Raw genomic sequence first — 22,519 nt, 5'->3', positions numbered from 1 at the left:
CTCCCACAGTTGTTATAGGTTGGTCGTCAGTTCAGCAAGTCCTTCAGGACCTGGGTGAATGCCCGGCTGCTGTCTTCTTCGCCAGCATGATGCCCATCTCGCACCACCCACTTGCCATTGACCAGTACATCGCGCACTTGCCGATCACCACCGGCAAATAGCCAGCGGTTGAGAATCCCATCCTCACTGGCCGTCGCCAGGTACGGGTCGCTACCGTCCAGCACTATCCAGTCCGCACGCTGGCCCACTTGCAGTCGACCAATCGGCTGGCCCAGCGCTTGTGCGCCACCGTCCAGCGCAGCATCGAACAGCGTGCGACCCACCATCGGTTGGTCACTGCGATACAACCGATTACGCCGTTGATCGCGCAGGCGCTGGCCGTATTCCAGCCAACGCAGTTCTTCCACCACGCTCAGTGACACATGGCTGTCGGAACCAATGCCCATGCGGCCGCCCTGGGCGAGGAAGTCCACCGCAGGAAAAATCCCATCGCCTAGGTTGGCCTCCGTGGTCAGGCACAAACCTGCAATCGCTCGGCTGTTGGCCATGCGTGTCACTTCGTCGGCATCGGCATGGGTGGCGTGCACCAGGCACCAGCGCTCATCCACCTCGACATTGTCATACAGCCATTGCAACGGGCGCTTGCCGCTCCAGGCCAAGCAGTCGTCGACTTCTTTTTGCTGTTCGGCGATGTGGATATGCACCGGGCAGCTCTTGTCACTGGCGGCCAGCACGGTATGGATTTGTTCGGGGGTGACGGCGCGCAGGGAGTGGAAGCACAGACCCAGTTGCTGCGCCGGTTGTGCCGCCAGAATGGGCTGCAGGCGCGCTTGCAAGTCCAGGTAGTGTTCCGTGCTGTTGATAAACCGTCGCTGGCCTTCATTCGGCGCTTGGCCACCAAAGGCCGCGTGGGTGTAGAGCACCGGCAGCAAGGTCAGGCCGATCCCGCTGCTGGCGGCCGCCTGGCTGATCTGGCGGGACAGTTCCGTACGGTCGGCATAGGGCTGGCCGCTGAGATCGTGGTGCACGTAATGGAACTCGGCCACCGAGGTGTAGCCGGCCTTGAGCATTTCGATATACAGCTGGCGGGCGATGATCTGTAACTGCTCGGGGTTGATCTTGCCGACCATGCGGTACATCAAGTCGCGCCAGGTCCAGAAACTGTCGTTGGGGTTGCCGGCCACTTCGGCCAAGCCCGCCATGGCGCGCTGGAAGGCATGGGAATGCAGGTTCGGCATACCCGCCAACACCGGGCCCCTGAGCCGTTCCGCGCCTTCTGCACTGGCATTGGGCTCAACCTTTGTCAGCAGGCCATCGGCGCTGACTTCAAGACGTACATCATTGGCCCATCCATTAGGCAGAAGTGCGCGTTCGGCAAAGAAAGCGGACATGATCAAGGCACCCCGGTCGTGTGTTTATTTGTATATACATATACAGACGTTTGCCTGCTCGGTAAACTCCGGCAATCTATGCATCTTTTTCCCCTGCAAGGATTCCCTGTGCCGACTCCGCCCGCCAACTCTTCGCTGGCTGCCCACATGGACGAAAGTCCGGCGCCCTTGTATGCCCGCGTCAAACAGATGATCAGCCAGCAGATCCTCAACGGCAACTGGCCGCCCCATTACCGCGTGCCGTCGGAAAGCGAGCTGGTCAGCCAGTTGGGCTTCAGCCGCATGACCATCAACCGTGCCCTGCGCGAGCTGACCGCCGAAGGCTTGTTGGTGCGTATGCAGGGTGTGGGTACGTTTGTTGCCGAGCCGAAAAGCCAGTCGGCCCTGTTTGAAGTGCACAACATCGCCGATGAAATCGCTTCCCGCGGGCATCGGCACACTTGCCAGGTCATCACCCTGGGCGAAGAAGCTGCTGGTTCCGAGCGCGCCGTCGCCTTGGAAATGCGCGAAGGCGGGCGGGTGTTCCACTCGTTGATCGTGCATTACGAGAACGACATTCCTGTGCAAATCGAAGACCGTTTCGTCAACGCTCTGGTCGCGCCGGAATACCTGCAGCAGGACTTCACCCAGCAAACCCCGTATGCCTATTTGAACCAGGTCGCGCCGTTGACTGAGGGTGAGCATGTGGTTGAGGCGATTCTCGCCGATGCCGCCGAGTGCAAGTTGTTGCAGATCGAGCCGAGCGAGCCGTGCCTATTGATTCGCCGACGCACCTGGTCGGGTCGCCAGCCGGTGACTGCGGCGCGGTTGATCCACCCCGGTTCCCGTCACAGCCTCGAAGGACGCTTCAGTAAATGAGTGAGATCAACGTCTGGCGCGCCGCCGACTACGTGCGCATGCCGTGGAAGAACGGCGGCGGCAGTACCGAAGAAATCAGTCGCGACGCCGGCACCGGCCTGGATGGATTTGGCTGGCGTTTGTCGATTGCCGATATCGCCGAGTCGGGTGGGTTTTCTACCTTTGCCGGTTACCAGCGCGTGATCACGGTGATCAAGGGTGCGGGCATGGTGCTGACTGTCGACGGCGAAGAGCAGCGCGGCTTGTTACCGTTGCAGCCGTTCGCGTTCAACGGCGAAAGCCAGGTGTCATGCCGTTTGATCACTGGGCCGATTCGCGACTTCAACCTGATCTACTCGCCACAGCGTTACCATGCACGCTTGCAGTGGGTGGATGGCGTGCAGCAGTTTTTCAGCACCGCGCAGACGGTGCTGGTGTTCAGCGTGGCGGATGAGGTGAAGGTGCTGGGCGAAAAGCTCGGCCATCACGATTGCCTGCAAGTGGACGGTAACACTGGGTTGCTGGATATCTCGGTCAGCGGCCGCAGCTGCGTAATCGAACTGACCGCACTCGGTTAAAAACTGTGGGAGCTGGCTTGCCTGCGATAGCGGTGTATCAGCCTAGGATGTGCTGACTGACACACTGCTATCGCAGGCAAGCCAGCTCCCACATTTGTTTTTGCACTGTTCACAAAATCTGTTTCCAACCCGCGCACCCATTTGTTACCGAACGCCCCAGCGTGATGCAAAGCTTCGCTGCCGTGACAAATTCCCCTTGCTGCAAAAAACCTCCGTAAGAAATTTCATCAAGCGTTGAAGCCTTGATTTACAAGGCTTGTACGCCCCGTGCAAAAAAATCCCAACCACGCCCGGCTAAAGTTGGCCGCTTGATTGCATATGCTTGTACATACAAGTAAAGATGTGTGCGTAAGACTTCGCACCATCAGTGTCCGCGCATCGTTCGCCGAGGAGTCCTAGCTGTGACCAAGCCTACAAAATACCGTGACGTCGAAATCCGCGCCGCCCGCGGTAACAAGCTCACCGCCAAAAGCTGGCTGACCGAAGCGCCGTTGCGCATGTTGATGAACAACCTCGACCCGCAAGTGGCCGAGAACCCCAAGGAGCTGGTGGTTTACGGCGGTATCGGCCGTGCGGCGCGCAACTGGGAGTGCTACGACCAGATCGTCGAGAGCCTCACCAATCTGAACGACGACGAAACCCTGCTGGTGCAATCCGGTAAGCCAGTCGGCGTGTTCAAGACCCACAGCAACGCCCCGCGCGTGCTGATTGCCAACTCCAACCTGGTACCGCACTGGGCCAGTTGGGAGCATTTCAACGAACTGGATGCCAAGGGCCTGGCCATGTACGGCCAGATGACCGCCGGCAGCTGGATCTACATCGGCAGCCAGGGCATCGTTCAAGGCACCTACGAAACCTTCGTGGAAGCCGGCCGCCAGCATTACAACAGCGACCTGACCGGCCGTTGGGTGCTCACCGCCGGCCTCGGCGGCATGGGCGGCGCGCAGCCATTGGCCGCGACCCTGGCCGGCGCCTGCTCGCTGAACATCGAGTGCCAGCAAGTCAGCATCGACTTCCGCCTGAACAGCCGCTACGTCGACGAGCAGGCTACCGACCTCGACGACGCCCTGGCGCGTATCGCCAAGTACACCAAGGAAGGCAAGGCCATCTCCATCGCGCTGCTGGGCAACGCCGCCGAGATCCTGCCGGAACTGGTCAAGCGTGGCGTGCGTCCGGACATGGTCACCGACCAGACCAGCGCCCACGACCCACTCAACGGTTACCTGCCGGCCGGCTGGACTTGGGACGAATACCGCGCTCGCGCCAAGACCGAGCCGGCCGCCGTGATCAAGGCCGCCAAGCAGTCGATGGCCGTCCACGTCAAAGCCATGCTCGAATTCCAGAAGCAAGGCATCCCGACCTTCGACTACGGCAACAACATCCGCCAGATGGCCCAGGAAGAAGGCGTGGAAAACGCGTTCGACTTCCCAGGTTTCGTACCGGCTTACATCCGCCCACTGTTCTGCCGTGGCATCGGCCCGTTCCGTTGGGCGGCGCTGTCCGGTGACCCGCAGGACATCTACAAGACCGACGCCAAAGTCAAAGAGCTGATCCCGGACGACGCCCACTTGCATAACTGGCTGGACATGGCCCGCGAGCGCATCAGCTTCCAGGGTCTGCCGGCACGTATCTGCTGGGTCGGCCTGGGCCAGCGTGCCAAGTTGGGCCTGGCGTTCAACGAAATGGTGCGCAGCGGCGAGCTGTCCGCGCCGGTCGTGATCGGCCGTGACCACCTGGACTCCGGCTCGGTCGCCAGCCCGAACCGCGAAACCGAAGCCATGCAGGACGGCTCCGACGCTGTGTCCGACTGGCCATTGCTCAACGCTTTGCTCAACACCGCGAGCGGCGCCACCTGGGTCTCGCTGCACCACGGTGGTGGCGTGGGCATGGGCTTCTCCCAGCACTCGGGGATGGTGATTGTCTGCGACGGTACTGACGAAGCGGCCGAGCGGATTGCCCGCGTGCTGCACAACGACCCGGCGACCGGGGTGATGCGCCATGCGGATGCGGGTTACCAGATTGCAATCGACTGCGCCAAGGAGCAGGGCCTGAACCTGCCGATGATCAAGTAACCCACTGTGGACGGGCTTGTGTGGCGAGCAAGCTTGCTTGCGCTGGGGTGCGAAGCAGCCCCAAAAAGCCGGCTCCAGCTTCGCTGTCGAACGGGAGCAAGCTCCCTCGCCACAGCAAGCCAGCTCCCACAGAAGAGCAAGATGCATACAAAACAATCCATCAGAGGTTGAACAACATGGCTGCAAACGACACCACCCCGTTGATCGAGAAACGTTCGATCGACTACATCCCGGAAGCGGAAAGACATGGTCGTCTATTCAGTCAATTCACCCTGTGGATGGGTGCCAACCTGCAGATCACTGCGATTGTCACCGGGGCGTTGGCCGTGGTGCTGGGCGGTGATGTGTTCTGGTCGTTGATCGGCTTGCTCATCGGTCAACTGATCGGCGGTGGCGTCATGGCGCTGCATGCGGCGCAAGGGCCCAAGCTTGGCCTGCCGCAGATGATCTCCAGCCGGGTGCAGTTCGGCGTGTATGGCGCGGCCATTCCGATTGTGCTGGTGTGCTTGATGTACCTGGGTTTCACCGCCACCGGTACCGTGTTGTCGGGCCAGGCGCTGGGCCAGTTGTTCGGGGTCAGCGACAGCGTCGGCATCCTGATCTTCGCCAGTGTCATCGTGCTGGTCACGGTGCTGGGTTACCGGGTGATCCACTTCATCGGCCGCGTTGCCAGCCTGATTGGCGTGGTTGCCTTTGTGTACCTGTTCAGCCGCCTGATGAGCCAGACCGACGTTGGCGCGCTCCTGCAGATCCGCCACTTCAGCTGGAGCAGTTTCCTGCTGGCCGTGTCGCTGGCGGCCTCTTGGCAGATTGCGTTCGGCCCTTACGTGGCGGATTACTCGCGTTACCTGCCGAGCCACACGTCATCGGTTAAAACCTTTCTCGCTGCTGGCGCAGGTTCGGTCATCGGGGCCCAAGTGGCGATGGTCCTCGGCGTGTTTGCCGCGGCCATGTCCAACGGGCAGTTTGCCGGTCACGAGGTGGCGTACATCGTTGGCTTGAGCGGCACGGGGGCCACCGCTGCGTTGCTGTATTTCAGCATCGCGTTCGGCAAGGTCACCATCTCGACGCTCAATTCCTACGGCAGCTTCATGTGCATCGCCACTATCATCAGCGGCTTTCGTGGGCGTCTGGAGGTCACGCGTCTGCAGCGTCTGGTATTCGTGTTGATGATCGTCGGCACGGCCACGCTGATCGCGTTGCTCGGCCAGCATTCGTTCCTCGGTGCATTCAAGTCGTTCATCCTGTTCCTGTTGGCGTTCTTTACGCCCTGGAGCGCGATCAACCTGGTGGATTACTACTGCATCACCCGCGAGCGTTATGACGTGCCGGCGCTGGCCGATCCGAACGGTCGCTACGGCCGCTGGAACCTGCTGGGCATCAGCGTTTATGTGTTCGGCGTACTGGTGCAGTTGCCGTTCATCTCCACCAAGTTCTACACCGGCCCCCTGGTGGCCGCGCTGGGTGATGTGGATATCTCCTGGATCATCGGCCTGGTACTGCCGGCGGCCCTGTATTACGTGTGTGCGAAAAAATGGCACGGCACGGTACCCGATCACCTGATCCTGCCAAAAGAGCAGGGCGCTTCACCCATAACAAACGAGCTGGCTGCACAAGCCTGATGGGACGTGGACAGGGCAGGACGCCTACTGACTGCCGTAATCCATTTCAAGATTGGGAGCGTCACAACAATGACTATGAATAAGACCTTGCTGGCTACTTTGTTCGCGGCTGGCGTGCTGGCAAGTGCCGGCGCCCAGGCGGCCGGTTGGTGCGAGTCGGGTAAACCGGTGAAATTCGCCGGCCTGAATTGGGAAAGCGGCATGTTGCTCACCGACATCCTGCAAACCGTGCTGGAAAAAGGCTACGACTGCAAAACCGACAGCTTGCCGGGCAATTCCATCACCATGGAAAACGCCCTGGGCAGCAACGACATCCAAGTGTTCGCCGAGGAGTGGGTAGGCCGCAGCGAGGTCTGGAACAAAGCCGAGAAGGCCGGCAAAGTCGTCGGCGTCGGGGCTCCGGTGGTCGGCGCGGTCGAAGGCTGGTACGTGCCGCGCTATGTGATCGAAGGCGACGCCAAGCGCAAGCTGGAAGCCAAGGCGCCGGACCTGAAAAACATCGCCGACCTGGCCAAGTACGCCTCGGTGTTCAAGGACCAGGAAGAGCCGTCCAAGGGCCGTTTCTACAACTGCCCGGCCGGCTGGACCTGCGAGCTGGACAACAGCGAAATGCTCAAGAGCTACGGCCTGGAAAGCACCTACACCAACTTCCGCCCGGGCACCGGCCCGGCGCTGGATGCGGCGGTGCTGTCGAGCTACAAGCGCGGCGAGCCGATCCTGTTCTACTACTGGTCACCCACACCGCTGATGGGCCAGGTCGACCTGGTCAAGTTGGAAGAGAAGCCCGGCGTGGACAAAACCGTGAGCATCAAGGTCGGCCTCTCCAAGACTTTCCACGAACAAGCCCCGGAACTGGTGGCCGTGCTGGAAAAGGTCAACCTGCCCATCGACCTGCTGAACCAGAACCTGGGCCGCATGGCCAAGGAGCGGATCGAGTCGCCGAAACTGGCGAAAATATTCCTCAAGGAACATCCTGAAGTCTGGCACGCCTGGGTGAGCGAAGACGCAGCCAAGAAAATCGACGCGGCCTTGTAGGTCAAGTGTGCACGGCTACCCTCAAGGGTGGCCGGGCGGCTGGCCACTACCCACTGGATCGAGAGCACGATATGTTTCCTGAGAGCTTTACCTTTTCCATCGCCGACTGGGTCAACGGTTGGGTGGACGCACTGGTCACCAACTACGGCGATGTGTTCCGGCACATCTCCGATACGCTGCTGTGGGCCATCGTCAACCTGGAAGGCCTGCTGCGCGCAGCGCCCTGGTGGCTGATGCTGGCCATCGTCGGGGGCATCGCCTGGCACGCCACACGCAAGGTGGTGACCACGGCAGTGATCGTCGGTTTGCTGTTCCTGGTGGGCGCCGTTGGCCTGTGGGACAAGCTGATGCAAACCCTGGCATTGATGATGGTGGCCACGGTGATTTCGGTGTTGATCGGCATCCCCCTGGGTATCCTGTCGGCGCGCAGTAATCGCCTGCGTTCGGTGCTGATGCCGCTGCTGGACATCATGCAAACCATGCCCAGCTTCGTGTACCTGATCCCGGTGCTGATGCTGTTCGGCCTGGGCAAGGTCCCGGCGATTTTCGCTACGGTGATCTACGCCGCGCCGCCGCTGATTCGCCTGACAGACCTGGGTATTCGCCAGGTCGATGGCGAAGTCATGGAAGCCATCAACGCCTTCGGCGCCAACCGCTGGCAGCAACTGTTCGGCGTGCAATTGCCGCTGGCGCTGCCAAGCATCATGGCCGGGATCAACCAGACCACCATGATGGCGCTGTCGATGGTGGTGATCGCCTCGATGATCGGTGCCCGTGGCTTGGGTGAAGACGTGCTCGTCGGCATCCAGACCCTCAATGTCGGCCGTGGCCTTGAAGCCGGGCTGGCGATCGTGATTCTCGCAGTGGTCATCGACCGCATTACCCAGGCTTATGGCCGCCCACGGCATGAGGCGAGCAAATGACGACTGTCAGCAAAATCGAAGTCAAAAACGTCTTCAAAATTTTCGGCGCACGCGCCAAGGATGCGCTGGCCATGGTCGGCCAGGGCAAGACCAAGGACCAGGTACTGGCCGAGACCGGTTGCGTGGTCGGCGTCAATGACCTGTCCCTGAGCATCGGCACCGGTGAGATCTTTGTGATCATGGGCTTGTCGGGTTCGGGCAAGTCCACCCTGGTGCGCCACTTCAACCGCCTGATCGACCCCACCAGCGGCGCGATCCTGGTGGACGGCGAAGACATCCTGCAACTGGACATGGAAGCCCTGCGCCAATTCCGTCGGCACAAGATCAGCATGGTGTTCCAGAGCTTCGGCCTGCTGCCGCACAAGAGCGTGCTCGACAACGTTGCCTACGGCCTGAAAGTGCGTGGCGAAACCAAGCAGGTCTGCGCCGAACGTGCGTTGCACTGGATCGAAACCGTGGGCCTCAAAGGCTACGAAAACAAATACCCGCACCAGCTTTCCGGTGGCATGCGCCAGCGCGTGGGCCTGGCCCGCGCCTTGGCGGCCGACACCGACATCATCCTGATGGACGAAGCCTTCAGCGCCCTCGACCCGTTGATCCGCGCCGAGATGCAAGACCAGTTGCTCGAGCTGCAAAAGACCCTGCACAAGACCATCGTGTTCATCACCCACGATCTCGACGAGGCCGTGCGCATCGGCAACCGCATTGCGATCCTCAAGGACGGCAAGCTGATCCAGGTCGGCACGCCGCGAGAGATTCTGCACTCGCCGGCGGATGAGTATGTGGACCGCTTTGTTCAGCGGCGGGCGGCGGTGGTCTGATCCGGGCTTGAACGTTCTCACGCTCCGCGTGGGAACGCATTTCGTGACGCTCCGCCTCACTTGGGGGGACGCAGAGCGTCCCAGGCGGCGTACCCACGCAGAGCGTGGGAACGATCAATGCTGCCTAAGAATTGAAGAAGGTATGAAGATGTCCCAGGCAACCAAAATCATCATCGCCGACACCCCCATGCGCTGGCAGGACGTCACCGCCGTCGCCCGCCACGGCGCCATGCTCGAACTGTCGGGCCACGCCTGGGCGCGTATCGACAATGCCCAGGCCATCGTGCAGCGCATCGTCACCAGCGGCGAGCGTGCCTATGGTGTCAACACCGGCCTGGGCGCGTTGTGCAACGTCTCGCTCAAGACCGAGCAACTGAGCCAACTGTCGCGCAATACGCTGTTGAGCCACGCCTGCGGCGTCGGCCCGGTGCTCAGCGATGAGCAAACCCGCGCGATTATCTGCGCAGCGATCATCAACTACAGCCACGGCAAATCCGGCCTGCATCCGCAGGTGGTACACGCGCTGCTGGCGCTGCTCAACCACGGCATCACCCCGCAAGTACCGTCCCAAGGCTCGGTGGGGTATCTGACCCACATGGCCCATATCGGCGTGGCCCTGCTGGGCGTTGGCAATGTGAGTTATCGCGGCCAGATCGTCACGGCGCAACACGCGTTGCAGGCTGAAGGCTTGCAGCCGGTGGTGCTCGGCGCCAAAGACGGCCTGTGCCTGGTCAATGGCACGCCGTGCATGACCGGCCTGAGCTGCCTGGCCCTGGCCGACGCGCATCACTTGCTGCAGTGGGCCGACGTGATCGGTGCCATGAGCTTCGAAGCCCAGCGCGGCCAGATCGACGCCTTTGACGAAGCCATCATCGCCCTCAAGCCGCACCCGGGCATGCAGCACGTAGGTATCAACCTGCGTGCCCTGCTCGACGGCAGTGAGGTGATTGCCAGCAGCAAAGGTATTCGCACCCAGGACGCCTTGAGCATTCGCTCGATCCCGCAGATTCACGGCGCGGCCCGCGACCAGGTGGAACACGCCACGCGCCAGATCGAGACCGAACTCAACAGCGCCACCGACAACCCGCTGGTGCTGGGCACCCCAGACAGCTACCGCGTGGTGTCCCAGGCTAACCCCCACGGACAGTCCGTCGCGTTGGCGGCCGACATGCTCGCCATCGCCATGGCCGAGATCGGTTCGGTGGCCGAGCGTCGCCTGGACCGCCTGGTCAACCCGCATGTCAGCGGCCTGCCAGCCTTCCTGGTGAGTAACCCGGGCGTCAACTCCGGGATGATGATTGTGCAGTACGTCGCCGCGTCCTTGTGCGGGCAGAACCGCCAGTTGGCGCAACCCGCGGTGCTCGACAATTTCGTCACCTCGGGCCTGCAGGAAGACCACTTGAGCATGGGCACCAACGCCGCGCTCAAGCTGCACCAGGTGCTGGCCAACGTCACCCAGATTCTTGCTATCGAGTACCTGCTGGCGGCCCAGGCTTTCGAGTTTCTCAAGGACCAGCGCTTCGGCGCCGGTACCGACCGCGCCTGGCGTTTGCTGCGCGAAGTGGTCCCTGCGTATGAACAGGACCGCTGGCTGGCGCCGGATATTGCCGCCGCTGCCCAATTGCTTAAAGACACTGCTTTACCGAATTTGCACTGAACACCTAAGAACAATTCACAAGGAGTATGAATGTGACTGCGCTAAACCTGATTCCAGGCCAACTGAGCCTCGCCCAACTGCGTGCCATCTACCAGCAGCCAGTAACCCTCAGCCTGGATGACAGCGCCTCGGCCCAGATCGAAGCCAGCGTTGCCTGCGTGGAGCAGATTCTCGCCGAGAACCGCACCGCCTATGGCATCAACACCGGTTTTGGCCTGTTGGCCTCGACCCGCATCGCCAGCGAAGACCTGGAAAACCTCCAGCGTTCCCTGGTGCTGTCCCACGCCGCCGGCGTCGGTGAGCCGATCAGCGATGCACTGGTGCGACTGGTCATGGTGCTCAAGGTCAACAGCCTGAGCCGTGGCTTCTCCGGGATTCGTCGCCAGGTGATCGACGCGCTGATCGCGCTGATCAACGCCGAGGTGTACCCGCACATTCCGCTCAAGGGGTCAGTGGGTGCTTCCGGTGACCTGGCGCCGCTGGCGCACATGTCCCTGGTACTGCTTGGCGAAGGCAAGGCGCGTTACAAGGGCGAATGGCTGGAAGCCACCGAGGCACTGAAAATCGCCGGCCTCACGCCGCTGACCCTGGCCGCCAAAGAAGGCCTGGCGCTGCTCAACGGCACCCAGGTGTCCACGGCCTATGCCCTGCGTGGCCTGTTCGAAGGCGAAGACCTGTTCGCCGCTGCCCTCGCTTGCGGCGGCCTCACTGTGGAAGCGGTACTGGGTTCGCGTTCGCCGTTCGATGCGCGTATTCATGCGGCGCGTGGCCAGCGTGGCCAGATCGACTCGGCAGCGGCCTATCGTGACCTGCTCGGTGAGAGCAGCCAGGTGTCCCAATCGCACCAGAACTGCGACAAGGTTCAAGACCCGTATTCCCTGCGTTGCCAGCCACAGGTCATGGGCGCGTGCCTGACTCAATTGCGCCAGGCCGCCGAGGTGCTGGTGGTAGAAGCCAACGCAGTGTCGGATAACCCGTTGGTCTTTGCCGCCGAAGGCGATGTGATTTCCGGTGGCAACTTCCACGCCGAACCCGTAGCCATGGCCGCCGATAACATGGCGCTGGCCATTGCCGAAATCGGCTCCCTGAGCGAGCGCCGGATCTCGTTGATGATGGACAAGCACATGTCGCAACTGCCGCCGTTTCTGGTGGGCAATGGCGGGGTGAACTCCGGCTTCATGATCGCCCAGGTGACCGCCGCCGCGCTCGCCAGCGAGAACAAGGCGCTGGCCCATCCCCATAGCGTCGACAGCTTGCCGACTTCGGCCAACCAGGAAGACCACGTGTCCATGGCCCCGGCTGCGGGCAAGCGTTTGTGGGAAATGGCCGAGAACACCCGGGGCATCCTCGCGGTGGAATGGCTCGCGGCGTGCCAGGGCCTGGACCTGCGCGACGGCCTGAAGACCTCGCCCAAGCTGGAAAAAGCCCGTGGCATCCTGCGCGACAAGGTGGCGTTCTATGACAAGGACCGCTTCTTCGCCCCGGACATCAACGCCGCCAGCGAACTGCTCGCCAGCCGCTGCCTGAATGAGCTGGTGCCGGCCAAGTTGCTGCCAAGCCTCTGACCGGGACTCGGTCTGTGCCTGATCATTCCCACGCTCCGCGTGGGAATGCATCCTGTGACGCTCTGCGTCACCGCTCTAAAAGCGGACGCGGAGCGTCCAGGTCGGAGTTCCCACGCCGAGCGTGGGAACGATCTTCTCCTCATAAGAATAATTAGGGACGAGAAATGCACCAGCCAGAAAAAGGTTTGAAACGCGGGCTCAACGCCCGACATATTCGCTTCATGGCCCTCGGTTCCGCGATCGGCACCGGGCTGTTCTATGGCTCTGCCTCCGCCATCCAGATGGCCGGTCCTGCCGTGCTGCTGGCCTACCTGATCGGCGGCGCTGCTGTATTCATGGTGATGCGCGCCCTCGGTGAGATGGCCGTGCACAACCCGGTGTCTGGCTCCTTCGGCCACTACGCCAGCACCTACCTGGGGCCCATGGCCGGGTTTATCCTCGGCTGGACCTACGCCTTTGAAATGATCATCGTCTGCCTCGCCGACGTCACCGCGTTCGGCATCTACATGGGCTTCTGGTTTCCCGAAGTGGCCCGTTGGGTCTGGGTGCTGGGCATCGTGTTTTTGATCGGCGGCCTGAACCTGTGCAACGTCAAAGTCTTTGGCGAGATGGAGTTCTGGCTGTCGTTGCTCAAGGTCGGTGCCATTGTGGCGATGATCCTCGGCGGCTTTGGCATCATGTTGTTCGGCATCCACTCGGCGGGCGAAACCCAGGCCAGCGGCCTGAGCAACCTGTGGGCCCACGGCGGCTTCATGCCCAACGGCATTGGTGGGCTGATCGCCTCGTTTGCGGTGGTGATGTTTGCCTTTGGTGGCATCGAAATCATCGGCATCACCGCCGGTGAAGCCAAGGATCCACAGCGGGTGATCCCCAAGGCGATCAACGCTGTGCCGCTGCGTATCCTGCTGTTCTACGTGCTCACCCTGTTCGTGTTGATGGCCATCTACCCGTGGCCGCAGATCGGCAGCCAGGGCAGCCCGTTCGTGCAGATCTTCAGCAACCTGGGGATTGGCTCGGCGGCGACCATCCTCAACATCGTGGTGATCTCGGCGGCGGTGTCGGCGATCAACAGCGACATTTTCGGCGCCGGGCGCATGATGTACGGCCTGGCTCAACAAGGGCAGGCGCCCAAGGGCTTCGCGCAATTGTCCAAACAAGGCGTGCCATGGATGACCGTGGTGGTCATGGGCGCCGCCTTGCTCGGCGGTGTGGTGCTCAACTACCTGATCCCGGAAAACGTGTTCTTGCTGATCGCCTCGATTGCCACCTTCGCCACCGTGTGGGTATGGCTGATGATCCTGTTTACCCAGGTCGCCATGCGCCGCTCGATGACCAAGGCGCAGATCGCCGAACTGAAATTCCCGGTGCCGTTCTGGCCTTATGCGCCGGCGGCGGCCATTGTGTTCATGCTGTTTGTGTTTGGTGTACTCGGTTACTTCCCGGATACCCAGGCGGCGTTGATGGTAGGCGCCGTGTGGATCGTGCTGCTGATCATCGCCTACTGGCTGTGGGTCAAGCCTGCCGCCGGGCAAACGGCCAAGGTCGATTACGACCCGGTTTTGTCTCATCGATAACTTAGGGAGGCGTTGATGAAAACGCTTTGGCAACACTGCCACGTCGCAACCATGGCCAACGGCAAATACTCGATCATCGAGGATGCCGCCATGGTGACTGCCGGCTCGCTCATCGAGTGGGTCGGCCCCCGCAGCCAGGCGCCAACCGCGGATTACGCCCAGGTACATGACCTGCAAGGCGCGTGGGTCACCCCCGGGCTGATCGATTGCCACACCCATACGGTGTTCGGTGGCAATCGCAGCGGCGAATTCGAGCAGCGCCTCGAAGGTGTCAGCTACGCCGAGATCGCGGCCAAGGGCGGCGGCATTGCCAGCACTGTGCGCGCAACCCGTGCGGCGAGCGAAGATGAGCTGTTCTTGAGCGCTGAAAAGCGCCTGCACAGTTTGCTGCGTGACGGCGTGACCACGGTGGAGATCAAGTCCGGCTACGGCCTGGACCTGGCCAACGAACGCAAGATGTTGCGCGTGGCTCGGCGCCTGGGTGAAGCGCTGCCGGTCAGCGTGCGCGCCACGTGCCTGGCCGCCCACGCGTTGCCGCCGGAGTACAAGGACCGCGCCGACGATTACATCGAGCACATCTGCAGCCAGATGCTGCCGGCCCTGGCCGCCGAGGGGTTGGTGGATGCGGTCGATGCCTTCTGTGAATACCTGGCATTTTCCCCCGAGCAGGTTGAGCGGGTATTCAAGGTCGCCCAGCAACTTGGCTTGCCGGTGAAGCTGCACGCCGAGCAACTCTCGTCGTTGCATGGCTCAAGCCTGGCGGCGCGCTACCACGCGTTGTCGGCCGACCACCTGGAATTCATGACTGAAGAAGACGCCATCGCCATGGCTGCGGCCGGTACTGTCGCCGTGCTATTGCCGGGCGCGTTCTACTTCCTGCGTGAAACCCAATTGCCGCCCATGGACGCCCTGCGCAAACACGGCGTGAAGATCGCCATCGCCAGCGACCTCAACCCCGGTACTTCACCGGCGTTGTCGGTGCGGCTGATGCTGAACATGGCCTGCACCCTGTTCCGCATGACCCCGGAAGAAGCCCTGGCCGGCGCCACGCAACACGCAGCCACCGCGTTGGGCCTGGGTGATACCCATGGTTCCCTGGAAGTGGGCAAGGTCGCGGATTTTGTCGCCTGGCAGATCGATCGCCCCGCCGACCTGGCCTACTGGCTGGGTGGCGAACTGGATAAACGCGTCGTGCGCCACGGCGTCGACGTCACTGTTTGAGAGGATGCTGTTGTGGATAAGGTTCTGACATTCAAACAAGGCCGCGTGCCGCTGCTGATCAGCATGCCCCACGCCGGCCTGCGGCTCACCCCTGCGGTGGAGGCCGGGTTGATCCCCGAGGCGCAAAGCCTGCCGGATACCGATTGGCATATCCCGCTGTTGTATGACTTTGCCGAAGAGCTGGGCGCCAGCACCCTGGCGGCGGAGTACTCGCGGTTTGTCATCGACCTCAACCGGCCCTCCGACAACGCGCCGCTGTATGCGGGCGCTACGACGGGCCTGTACCCAGAGACGCTGTTCGATGGCGTGCCGTTGTTCCGTGAAGGGCAAACGCCCTCCGAGGAGGAGCGGGCCAGTTACCTGCAAAAAATCTGGGGTCCGTACCACCGTCAACTGCAGGAAGAACTGGCACGCCTCAAGGCCGAGTTCGGCTACGCGCTGCTGTTCGACGCGCACTCGATCCGCTCGGTGATCCCGCACCTGTTTGACGGCAAATTGCCGGACTTCAATTTGGGTACCTTCAACGGCGCTGCGTGCGACCCGCAGCTGGCCAGCCAGCTGGAAGCCATCTGCGCTCAGCATCCGCAATATACCCATGTGCTGAACGGGCGCTTCAAGGGCGGTCATATCACCCGGCATTATGGCAACCCCGCGCAGGATATCCACGCCGTGCAGCTGGAGTTGTGCCAGAGCACCTATATGGAGGAGTTCGAACCTTTCCGTTATCGCGAGGATTTGGCCGCGCCGACGCAGGTGGTGTTGAGGCAGTTGCTGGAAGGGCTGTTGGCTTGGGGGCAGAAGCACTACCGGTAATTGTTGGTGCTGCTGCAATAGCTTTCGCGAGCAAGCCCGCTTGACCGCGCTCTATCATGAGAATGCGCTCGAAATGTGGGAGCTGGCTTGCCTGCGATAACGGTGGTTCAGCAACACTTTTATCAACTGACACACCGCCATCCCGGCAAAGGGCTGGCCCACGGTTGTTTGCGGGCATGCGGCCAGGTGCCGGAGGTGGATCGGCTGTATGACTATCTGCTTGGTTACCTGAGGCGCGAACTGCTGACACAGGTCTAAGTGCTCAAGGACATGCTCATTGCACAATTCGGGTTTATGATGCCAGACGGCAAAATAATAGACGTCCCCCCAGGGATGAACCCGACACCCTACGGAGCACGCAATGCAGACTTGGTACCCGCAGATCAAACCCTACGCCCGGCACGATCTGGCTGTCGATGACACCCACACCCTGTACGTCGATGAAAGTGGCTCCCCCGAAGGCTTGCCTGTCGTGTTCATCCATGGAGGCCCCGGCTCCGGTTGCGACGCCCAGAGCCGCTGCTATTTCGACCCGAACCTCTACCATATTGTCACCTTCGACCAGCGTGGCTGCGGCCGCTCTACGCCAAGGGCCAGTCTCGAGAACAACACCACCTGGGATCTGGTCGCCGACCTTGAGCGCATCCGCGAGCACCTGGGCATCGACAAATGGGTGCTGTTCGGCGGCTCCTGGGGTTCGACCCTGGCCCTGGCCTACGCGCAAACCCACCCCGAGCGCGTGCATGGCCTGATCGTGCGCGGCATCTTCCTCGCCCGCCCGCAGGATATTCGCTGGTTCTACCAGGAGGGCGCGAGCCGCCTGTTCCCGGACTACTGGCAGGACTATGTGGCACCAATCCCGGTGGAAGAGCGCCACGATATGATTGCCGCTTACCACAAGCGCCTGACCGGCAACGACCAGATCGCCCAGATGCATGCGGCCAAAGCCTGGTCGGGCTGGGAAGGCCGTATGTTGGGCCTGTGCCCGAGCCCGCAGCATGTGGAACGGTTTTCCGAGCCGCAGCGCGCCTTGTCCATCGCACGTATCGAATGCCATTACTTCACCAACAACTCCTTCCTGGAGCCCAACCAGCTGATTCGCGACATGCACAAGATCGCCCATCTGCCTGGCGTCATCATCCATGGCCGCTACGATATGATCTGCACGCTGGATAACGCTTGGGAGCTGCATCAGGCCTGGCCCAACAGCGAGTTGCAGGTGATTCGCGAAGCAGGGCACGCGGCGTCCGAGCCGGGTATCACCGACGCACTGGTGCGTGCGACCGGCGAAATGGCCCGGCGCCTGCTCGACCTGCCGCCTGAAGAAGCATGAAGGGCCTGTTGCAGCGGGTGCGTGGCGCCCGGGTTGAGGTCGCAGGGGAGGTGGTAGGCTCGATTGATCAGGGTTTGCTGGTGCTGGTGGCCGTCGAGCCTTCAGATACGCCCGAAAGCGCCGACAAACTGCTGCACAAGCTGCTTAACTATCGGGTGTTCAGTGACGAGGAGGGCAAGATGAACCTGTCCCTCAAGGACATCGGCGGCGGTTTGCTGCTGGTGTCGCAGTTCACCCTGGCGGCGGATACCAAAAGCGGGCTACGGCCCAGCTTCTCCACAGCGGCTCCTCCGGCCCTGGGAGCGGCGCTTTTTGAGCACTTGTTGTTACAAGCGCAACAATTGCATGGCAACGTGGCGTCAGGGCGTTTTGGCGCGGATATGCAGGTGCACTTGGTCAATGATGGCCCTGTGACCTTCCTCTTACAGACATGAATGTATGAAAAACGACGTTAATGCCTAAAAACGCAGGATTTCGCTACAAATACTTCACTGTCCCTGATGCGTTGTCTCGCGGGCTACTAGATAATCGCGCGCTACGGGGATCAGCGTTGTTTGGTCCATTTTTGACTTAGGTAGAGCCTTGTCCGACAACCGCATGGGGAATCATTTCGCCCCAGAGGAGTCGGAACATTGCTCGCCAACCTGGCATATAGATAGCTGGCCGTTGGTTTTTTGATCTGTTTTCGGCGAGGGTTGCTCGTGATTGTTAGTCCCTGTAATGCACCAAAATTGTCTGCCAAACGGTTACGAAACGCACTGGTGACGGGCTCTGCCCTGTTTTGCCTGTTCGGCGCGGGTCAACTGTGGGCGTTCAGTCTGGATGATGTGTCGGCCAAGGCAAAAGAGCTGGCTGGGCAGAAATACGAAGCTCCGCGCAGCAATTTGCCGAACGAATTCCGCGAAATGAAATTCGCTGACTACCAGAAGATTCGTTTCCGTAATGAAAAAGCCGAGTGGGCCGATCAGAACACCCCGTTCAAGCTGTCCTTCTATCACCAGGGGATGCATTTCGACACCCCGGTGAAAATCAACGAAGTCACCGCCGACAGCGTGCATGAAATCAAGTACGACCCGACGCGTTTCGATTTCGGCGACGTGAAATTTGATCCTAAAGCCACCGAACAGCTGGGTTACGCCGGTTTCCGTGTGCTTTTCCCGATCAACAAGGCCGACAAGCAAGACGAAATCATGACCATGCTCGGCGCCAGCTATTTCCGCGTCGTGGGCAAGGATCAGGTGTACGGCTTGTCTGCCCGTGGCATGGCGATCGACACCGCGTTGCCGTCTGGCGAAGAATTCCCGCGTTTCACCGAGTTCTGGATCGAGCGTCCAAAGCCGGGTGACAAGCACCTGGTGATTTTCGCGCTGCTGGATTCGCCACGCGCCACTGGCGCTTATCGCCTGATCCTGCGTCCTGGCACCGACACCGTAGTGGACGTCAAATCCCAGATGTTCCTGCGTGACAAGGTCAGCAAGCTGGGCGTTGCGCCGTTGACCTCGATGTTCCTGTTCGGCGCCAACCAGCCGTCCAAGGTCCTCAACTACCGTCGCGAGCTCCACGATTCCAGCGGCCTGTCGATTCACGCCGGCAATGGCGAGTGGATCTGGCGTCCGCTGAACAACCCTAAACACCTGTCGGTCAGCAACTTCAGCGTCGAGAACCCGCGTGGGTTCGGCCTGCTGCAACGTGGCCGCAACTTCAGCCACTACGAAGACCTGGACGACAACTACGACAAGCGCCCAAGCGCCTGGATCGAGCCTGAAGGTGACTGGGGCAAAGGCTCTGTCGACCTGGTCGAGATCCCGACCGCCGATGAAACCAACGACAACATCGTGGCGTTCTGGAGCCCGGCCGAACTGCCAGAAGTCGGCAAGCCGCTGGACGTGGCCTACCGCCTGCACTGGACACTGGACGACGCGGCCTTCCATTCGCCGGACAGTGCCTGGGTCAAGCAGACCCTGCGCTCCACGGGTGATGTGAAGCAATCGAACCTGATCCGTCAGCCGGATGGCAGCGTGGCCTACCTGGTGGACTTCGAGGGCCCGTCCCTGAAGAAACTGCTGCCGGACGCCCCGGTGCGCAGCCAGGTAAGCGTGGGTGATAACGCTGAACTGGTTGAAAACAGCGTGCGCTACAACGAACACACCAAAGGCTGGCGCCTGACCCTGCGTATGAAGATCAAGGACGCAAGCAAGCCGACCGAAATGCGCGCGGCACTGGTGCAGGATATCGTGCAGCCTGAGGCTGAGTCGGTTTCCAACCATGTGCTCAAGGCCGATAAAGTCTTGGCCAAGCAGCATGAGAAACAGGCCAAGAAAGACGCCAAGGACAAGGAAGCCAAACAGCCTGAGGCTGCCCCAGCCACGCCGGAGCCGATCAAGACCGAGCAAGTCCTGACCGAAACCTGGAGCTATCAGTTGCCTGCCGATGAGTAATTCTCAAGTCAAGCCAGAGACTCTGTCCGAGTACCTGGCGCATCTACCCATGACGGCTGAGCAGCGCGCCGAGCTGGCGGGCTGCAAGTCCTTCAGCGAGCTGCACGAACGTCTGTCGTCCAAGACCTTCGACGCACCGACCGACGCTGCCCAAGCGTCGGTTGGCCGCCGCTTGACCCTCAACAGCGCCGAAGAGCTACAAGACGCCGAGATGCTGGCGCTCGATGCCAGCGGTCGTGTGTGCCTCAAGGCCACGCCGCCGATCCGTCGGACCAAAGTGGTGCCCGAGCCTTGGCGCACCAACATCCTGGTGCGCGGTTGGCGCCGGATGACCGGGCGCACCAACCCGCCCAAGCCACCGAAAGACGAGCGGGTGCTGCCGGCTGCGCGCTGGCGTACCGTGGGCTCGATCCGTCGTTACATCCTGTTGGTGCTAATGCTGGGCCAGACCATCGTGGCCGGCTGGTACATGAAAGGCATCATGCCGTACCAGGGCTGGTCGCTGGTCGACTTCGACGAAATTCGCAACCAGACCCTGCTGCAAACCGCTACCCAGGTACTGCCTTACGCGCTGCAAACCAGCATCCTGATCATGTTCGGGATTCTGTTCTGCTGGGTGTCGGCCGGTTTCTGGACTGCGCTCATGGGCTTCCTGGAGCTGCTGACCGGTCACGATAAATACCGCATTTCCGGTAAAAGTGCCGGTGACGAGCCGATTCCGAAAGATGCGCGCACCGCCCTGGTGATGCCGATCTGTAACGAAGACGTGCCGCGTGTATTCGCCGGCTTGCGTGCAACGTTCGAATCGGTGGCCGCGACCGGTGACCTGGATCGCTTCGATTTCTTCGTGCTCAGCGACAGTAACGACGCCGACATCTGCATCGCCGAACAGCAAGCCTGGCTCGACGTATGCCGCGAAGCCGGTGGTTTCGGCAAGATCTTCTATCGCCGTCGTCGCCGTCGCGTAAAGCGCAAGAGCGGCAACCTCGACGACTTTTGCCGTCGTTGGGGCGGTGACTACAAGTACATGGTCGTTCTTGACGCTGACTCTGTGATGAGCGGCGAGTGCCTGACCAGCCTGGTGCGACTGATGGAAGCCACGCCGGATGCCGGGATTATCCAGACCGCGCCGCGTGCGTCGGGCATGGACACCCTGTATGCGCGCATGCAGCAGTTCGCCACTCGCGTGTACGGCCCGCTGTTTACCGCCGGCCTGCACTTCTGGCAGTTGGGTGAATCCCACTACTGGGGCCACAACGCCATTATCCGTATGAAGCCGTTTATCGAGCACTGCGCCCTGGCGCCGCTGCCCGGTAAAGGCGCGTTTGCCGGTGCGATCCTCTCCCACGACTTCGTTGAAGCCGCGCTGATGCGCCGTGCCGGCTGGGGCGTGTGGATTGCCTACGACCTGCCGGGCAGCTACGAAGAACTGCCGCCGAACCTGCTGGACGAACTCAAGCGTGACCGTCGCTGGTGCCACGGTAACCTGATGAACTTCCGCCTGTTCCTGGTCAAAGGCATGCACCCGGTGCACCGTGCGGTGTTCCTGACCGGCGTGATGTCTTATCTGTCGGCGCCGTTGTGGTTCTTCTTCCTGGTGCTGTCCACGGCCTTGCTGGCGGTGAACACGCTGATGGAGCCGCAGTACTTCATGGCCCCGCGCCAGTTGTACCCGCTATGGCCACAATGGCACCCGGACAAGGCGGTGGCGCTGTTCTCCACCACCATCGTGCTGCTGTTCCTGCCTAAACTGCTCAGCATCATCTTGATCTGGGCCAAGGGCGCCAAAGAGTTCGGTGGCAAGTTCAAGGTAACCCTGTCGATGCTGCTGGAGATGTTGTTCTCCATGCTGCTGGCGCCGGTGCGGATGATTTTCCACACCCGTTTCGTCCTCGCCGCGTTCCTCGGTTGGGCCGCTACCTGGAACTCGCCGCAACGTGACGACGACTCCACGCCCTGGAGCGAAGCGGTCAAGCGCCACGGTCCGCAAACCGTGCTGGGCTTCCTGTGGGCGCTGCTGGTGGTGTGGCTGAACCCGAGCTTCCTGTGGTGGCTGGTGCCGATTGTCGGCTCGCTGATGCTGTCGATCCCGGTGTCGGTGATTTCCAGCCGGGTCAAGTTGGGCCTCAAGTCCCGCGACGAGAGCCTGTTCCTGATCCCTGAGGAATACAACCCGCCGCAGGCCCTGCTGTCGACCGAGAAGTACACCCACGAAAACCGTTGGCACGCCCTCAACGACGGCTTTGTGCGTTCGGTGGTAGACCCGCAGCAGAACGCTCTGGCCTGCGCCTTGGCGACCTCGCGGCACCGTGAGGCCGAGCCCATCGAGTACCTGCGCATGGAGCGTGTTCGCCACGCGTTGAAAGTCGGCCCGGCTGGCCTCAACAACAGCGAACGCCTGGCCCTGCTCAGTGACCCGGTGGCCCTGGCTCGCCTGCATGAGCAGGTGTGGAGCGAAGGTCATGCCGAGTGGCTCGGTGCCTGGCGTGCTTCGATCAAGGCTGATCCGCACGCGCCGTTGCTGCCTCTGCAACCACAGTCGCCCCAGGCCCAACCGGCCTGATTCAGGCACCCCCGAAGGCTCACTTCGGGGGTGTTTCAAACGTTGGTCCTACAGCGTTTTTCGCTTCTTCCTTTTT

Annotated in this window: 16 protein-coding genes and 2 pseudogenes; 17 read left to right on the top strand and 1 reads right to left on the bottom strand. The window is 61.5% G+C overall.

What is annotated here, in order from left to right:
* Positions 1-26: 26 nt before the first annotated feature.
* Positions 27-1,391 carry a formimidoylglutamate deiminase gene (locus tag GIV26_RS04360; RefSeq protein ID WP_236279550.1) on the bottom strand — a complete coding sequence of 455 codons (1,365 nt, stop codon included), beginning with the start codon at positions 1,389-1,391 and terminating at the stop codon, positions 27-29.
* Between the two features lie 147 nt (positions 1,392-1,538).
* On the opposite strand from GIV26_RS04360, the gene hutC reads away from it, so the two are divergent.
* The 17 genes and pseudogenes from hutC to mdoH form a co-directional block, all read left to right on the top strand.
* The gene (hutC, locus tag GIV26_RS04355; RefSeq protein ID WP_224796965.1) at positions 1,539-2,249 is read left to right on the top strand and encodes a histidine utilization repressor; all 711 of its coding nucleotides are present in this window, start codon (positions 1,539-1,541) and stop codon (positions 2,247-2,249) included.
* Positions 2,246-2,806: a HutD/Ves family protein gene (locus GIV26_RS04350; protein WP_236279549.1), complete on the top strand. Its 561-nt coding sequence runs from the start codon at positions 2,246-2,248 to the stop codon at positions 2,804-2,806. Before hutC ends, GIV26_RS04350 begins: the two co-directional genes overlap by 4 nt.
* A 401-nt stretch (positions 2,807-3,207) precedes the next feature.
* Positions 3,208-4,878 (top strand): urocanate hydratase, encoded by a 1,671-nt coding sequence (gene hutU, locus GIV26_RS04345; RefSeq protein WP_014716533.1) that lies wholly within the window; start codon positions 3,208-3,210, stop codon positions 4,876-4,878.
* Between the two features lie 176 nt (positions 4,879-5,054).
* On the top strand, positions 5,055-6,500 hold the full coding sequence (locus GIV26_RS04340; protein ID WP_034125547.1) for a purine-cytosine permease family protein: 1,446 nt from the start codon (positions 5,055-5,057) through the stop codon (positions 6,498-6,500).
* A 69-nt stretch (positions 6,501-6,569) separates the two neighbouring features.
* A complete protein-coding gene (locus tag GIV26_RS04335; RefSeq protein WP_098949793.1) occupies positions 6,570-7,535 on the top strand; it encodes an ABC transporter substrate-binding protein in 966 nt (321 codons plus the stop codon).
* Between the two features lie 71 nt (positions 7,536-7,606).
* Positions 7,607-8,458 carry an ABC transporter permease gene (locus tag GIV26_RS04330; RefSeq protein ID WP_003187838.1) on the top strand — a complete coding sequence of 284 codons (852 nt, stop codon included), beginning with the start codon at positions 7,607-7,609 and terminating at the stop codon, positions 8,456-8,458.
* A complete protein-coding gene (locus tag GIV26_RS04325) occupies positions 8,455-9,279 on the top strand; it encodes a quaternary amine ABC transporter ATP-binding protein (protein ID WP_014716537.1) in 825 nt (274 codons plus the stop codon). The genes GIV26_RS04330 and GIV26_RS04325 overlap by 4 nt, the downstream gene beginning before the upstream one ends.
* 148 nt (positions 9,280-9,427) lie before the next feature.
* Complete coding sequence (gene hutH, locus GIV26_RS04320; protein ID WP_213153916.1) at positions 9,428-10,936, top strand: histidine ammonia-lyase; 1,509 nt, start codon at positions 9,428-9,430, stop codon at positions 10,934-10,936.
* Between the two features lie 26 nt (positions 10,937-10,962).
* Positions 10,963-12,501 carry a histidine ammonia-lyase gene (hutH, locus tag GIV26_RS04315; RefSeq protein ID WP_089042090.1) on the top strand — a complete coding sequence of 513 codons (1,539 nt, stop codon included), beginning with the start codon at positions 10,963-10,965 and terminating at the stop codon, positions 12,499-12,501.
* A gap of 164 nt (positions 12,502-12,665) precedes the next feature.
* A complete protein-coding gene (locus tag GIV26_RS04310) occupies positions 12,666-14,075 on the top strand; it encodes an amino acid permease (RefSeq protein ID WP_034125549.1) in 1,410 nt (469 codons plus the stop codon).
* Between the two features lie 15 nt (positions 14,076-14,090).
* A complete protein-coding gene (hutI, locus tag GIV26_RS04305; protein ID WP_236279548.1) occupies positions 14,091-15,296 on the top strand; it encodes an imidazolonepropionase in 1,206 nt (401 codons plus the stop codon).
* Positions 15,297-15,308: 12 nt separating this feature from the next.
* A complete protein-coding gene (gene hutG / locus GIV26_RS04300; protein ID WP_236279547.1) occupies positions 15,309-16,109 on the top strand; it encodes an N-formylglutamate deformylase in 801 nt (266 codons plus the stop codon).
* A gap of 138 nt (positions 16,110-16,247) precedes the next feature.
* A pseudogene (locus tag GIV26_RS04295) lies at positions 16,248-16,367 on the top strand (alpha/beta hydrolase); the annotation flags it as partial.
* A 103-nt stretch (positions 16,368-16,470) separates the two neighbouring features.
* Positions 16,471-17,442, top strand: a complete 972-nt coding sequence (gene pip, locus GIV26_RS04290) for a prolyl aminopeptidase (RefSeq protein ID WP_034125552.1) — start codon at positions 16,471-16,473, stop codon at positions 17,440-17,442.
* Complete coding sequence (dtd, locus tag GIV26_RS04285) at positions 17,439-17,876, top strand: D-aminoacyl-tRNA deacylase (RefSeq protein WP_198714958.1); 438 nt, start codon at positions 17,439-17,441, stop codon at positions 17,874-17,876. Before pip ends, dtd begins: the two co-directional genes overlap by 4 nt.
* A gap of 267 nt (positions 17,877-18,143) precedes the next feature.
* On the top strand, positions 18,144-19,880 hold the full coding sequence (locus GIV26_RS04280; protein ID WP_034125862.1) for a glucan biosynthesis protein G: 1,737 nt from the start codon (positions 18,144-18,146) through the stop codon (positions 19,878-19,880).
* A pseudogene (gene mdoH / locus GIV26_RS04275) lies at positions 19,873-22,451 on the top strand (glucans biosynthesis glucosyltransferase MdoH); the annotation flags it as partial. The gene GIV26_RS04280 and the pseudogene mdoH, both read left to right, overlap by 8 nt.
* Positions 22,452-22,519: the final 68 nt, after the last annotated feature.

The organism is Pseudomonas sp. PA-1-3F, from assembly GCF_021609665.1.
Classification (GTDB): Bacteria; Pseudomonadota; Gammaproteobacteria; order Pseudomonadales; family Pseudomonadaceae; genus Aquipseudomonas; species Aquipseudomonas paracarnis.
The sequence above is the reverse complement of the archived record's forward strand: the minus strand, read 5'-3'. Positions and strand labels throughout refer to the sequence as shown.

Coding starts and splice junctions, on each gene's coding strand:
- hutC (WP_224796965.1), top strand. CDS start 1,539: ATGGACGAAAGTCCGGCGCCCTTGTATGCCCGCGTCAAACAGATGATC.
- hutH (WP_213153916.1), top strand. CDS start 9,428: ATGTCCCAGGCAACCAAAATCATCATCGCCGACACCCCCATGCGCTGG.
- dtd (WP_198714958.1), top strand. CDS start 17,439: ATGAAGGGCCTGTTGCAGCGGGTGCGTGGCGCCCGGGTTGAGGTCGCA.
- pip (WP_034125552.1), top strand. CDS start 16,471: ATGCAGACTTGGTACCCGCAGATCAAACCCTACGCCCGGCACGATCTG.
- GIV26_RS04335 (WP_098949793.1), top strand. CDS start 6,570: ATGACTATGAATAAGACCTTGCTGGCTACTTTGTTCGCGGCTGGCGTG.
- GIV26_RS04340 (WP_034125547.1), top strand. CDS start 5,055: ATGGCTGCAAACGACACCACCCCGTTGATCGAGAAACGTTCGATCGAC.
- GIV26_RS04325 (WP_014716537.1), top strand. CDS start 8,455: ATGACGACTGTCAGCAAAATCGAAGTCAAAAACGTCTTCAAAATTTTC.
- hutH (WP_089042090.1), top strand. CDS start 10,963: ATGAATGTGACTGCGCTAAACCTGATTCCAGGCCAACTGAGCCTCGCC.
- GIV26_RS04310 (WP_034125549.1), top strand. CDS start 12,666: ATGCACCAGCCAGAAAAAGGTTTGAAACGCGGGCTCAACGCCCGACAT.
- GIV26_RS04330 (WP_003187838.1), top strand. CDS start 7,607: ATGTTTCCTGAGAGCTTTACCTTTTCCATCGCCGACTGGGTCAACGGT.
- hutI (WP_236279548.1), top strand. CDS start 14,091: ATGAAAACGCTTTGGCAACACTGCCACGTCGCAACCATGGCCAACGGC.
- GIV26_RS04350 (WP_236279549.1), top strand. CDS start 2,246: ATGAGTGAGATCAACGTCTGGCGCGCCGCCGACTACGTGCGCATGCCG.
- GIV26_RS04360 (WP_236279550.1), bottom strand. CDS start 1,391: ATGTCCGCTTTCTTTGCCGAACGCGCACTTCTGCCTAATGGATGGGCC.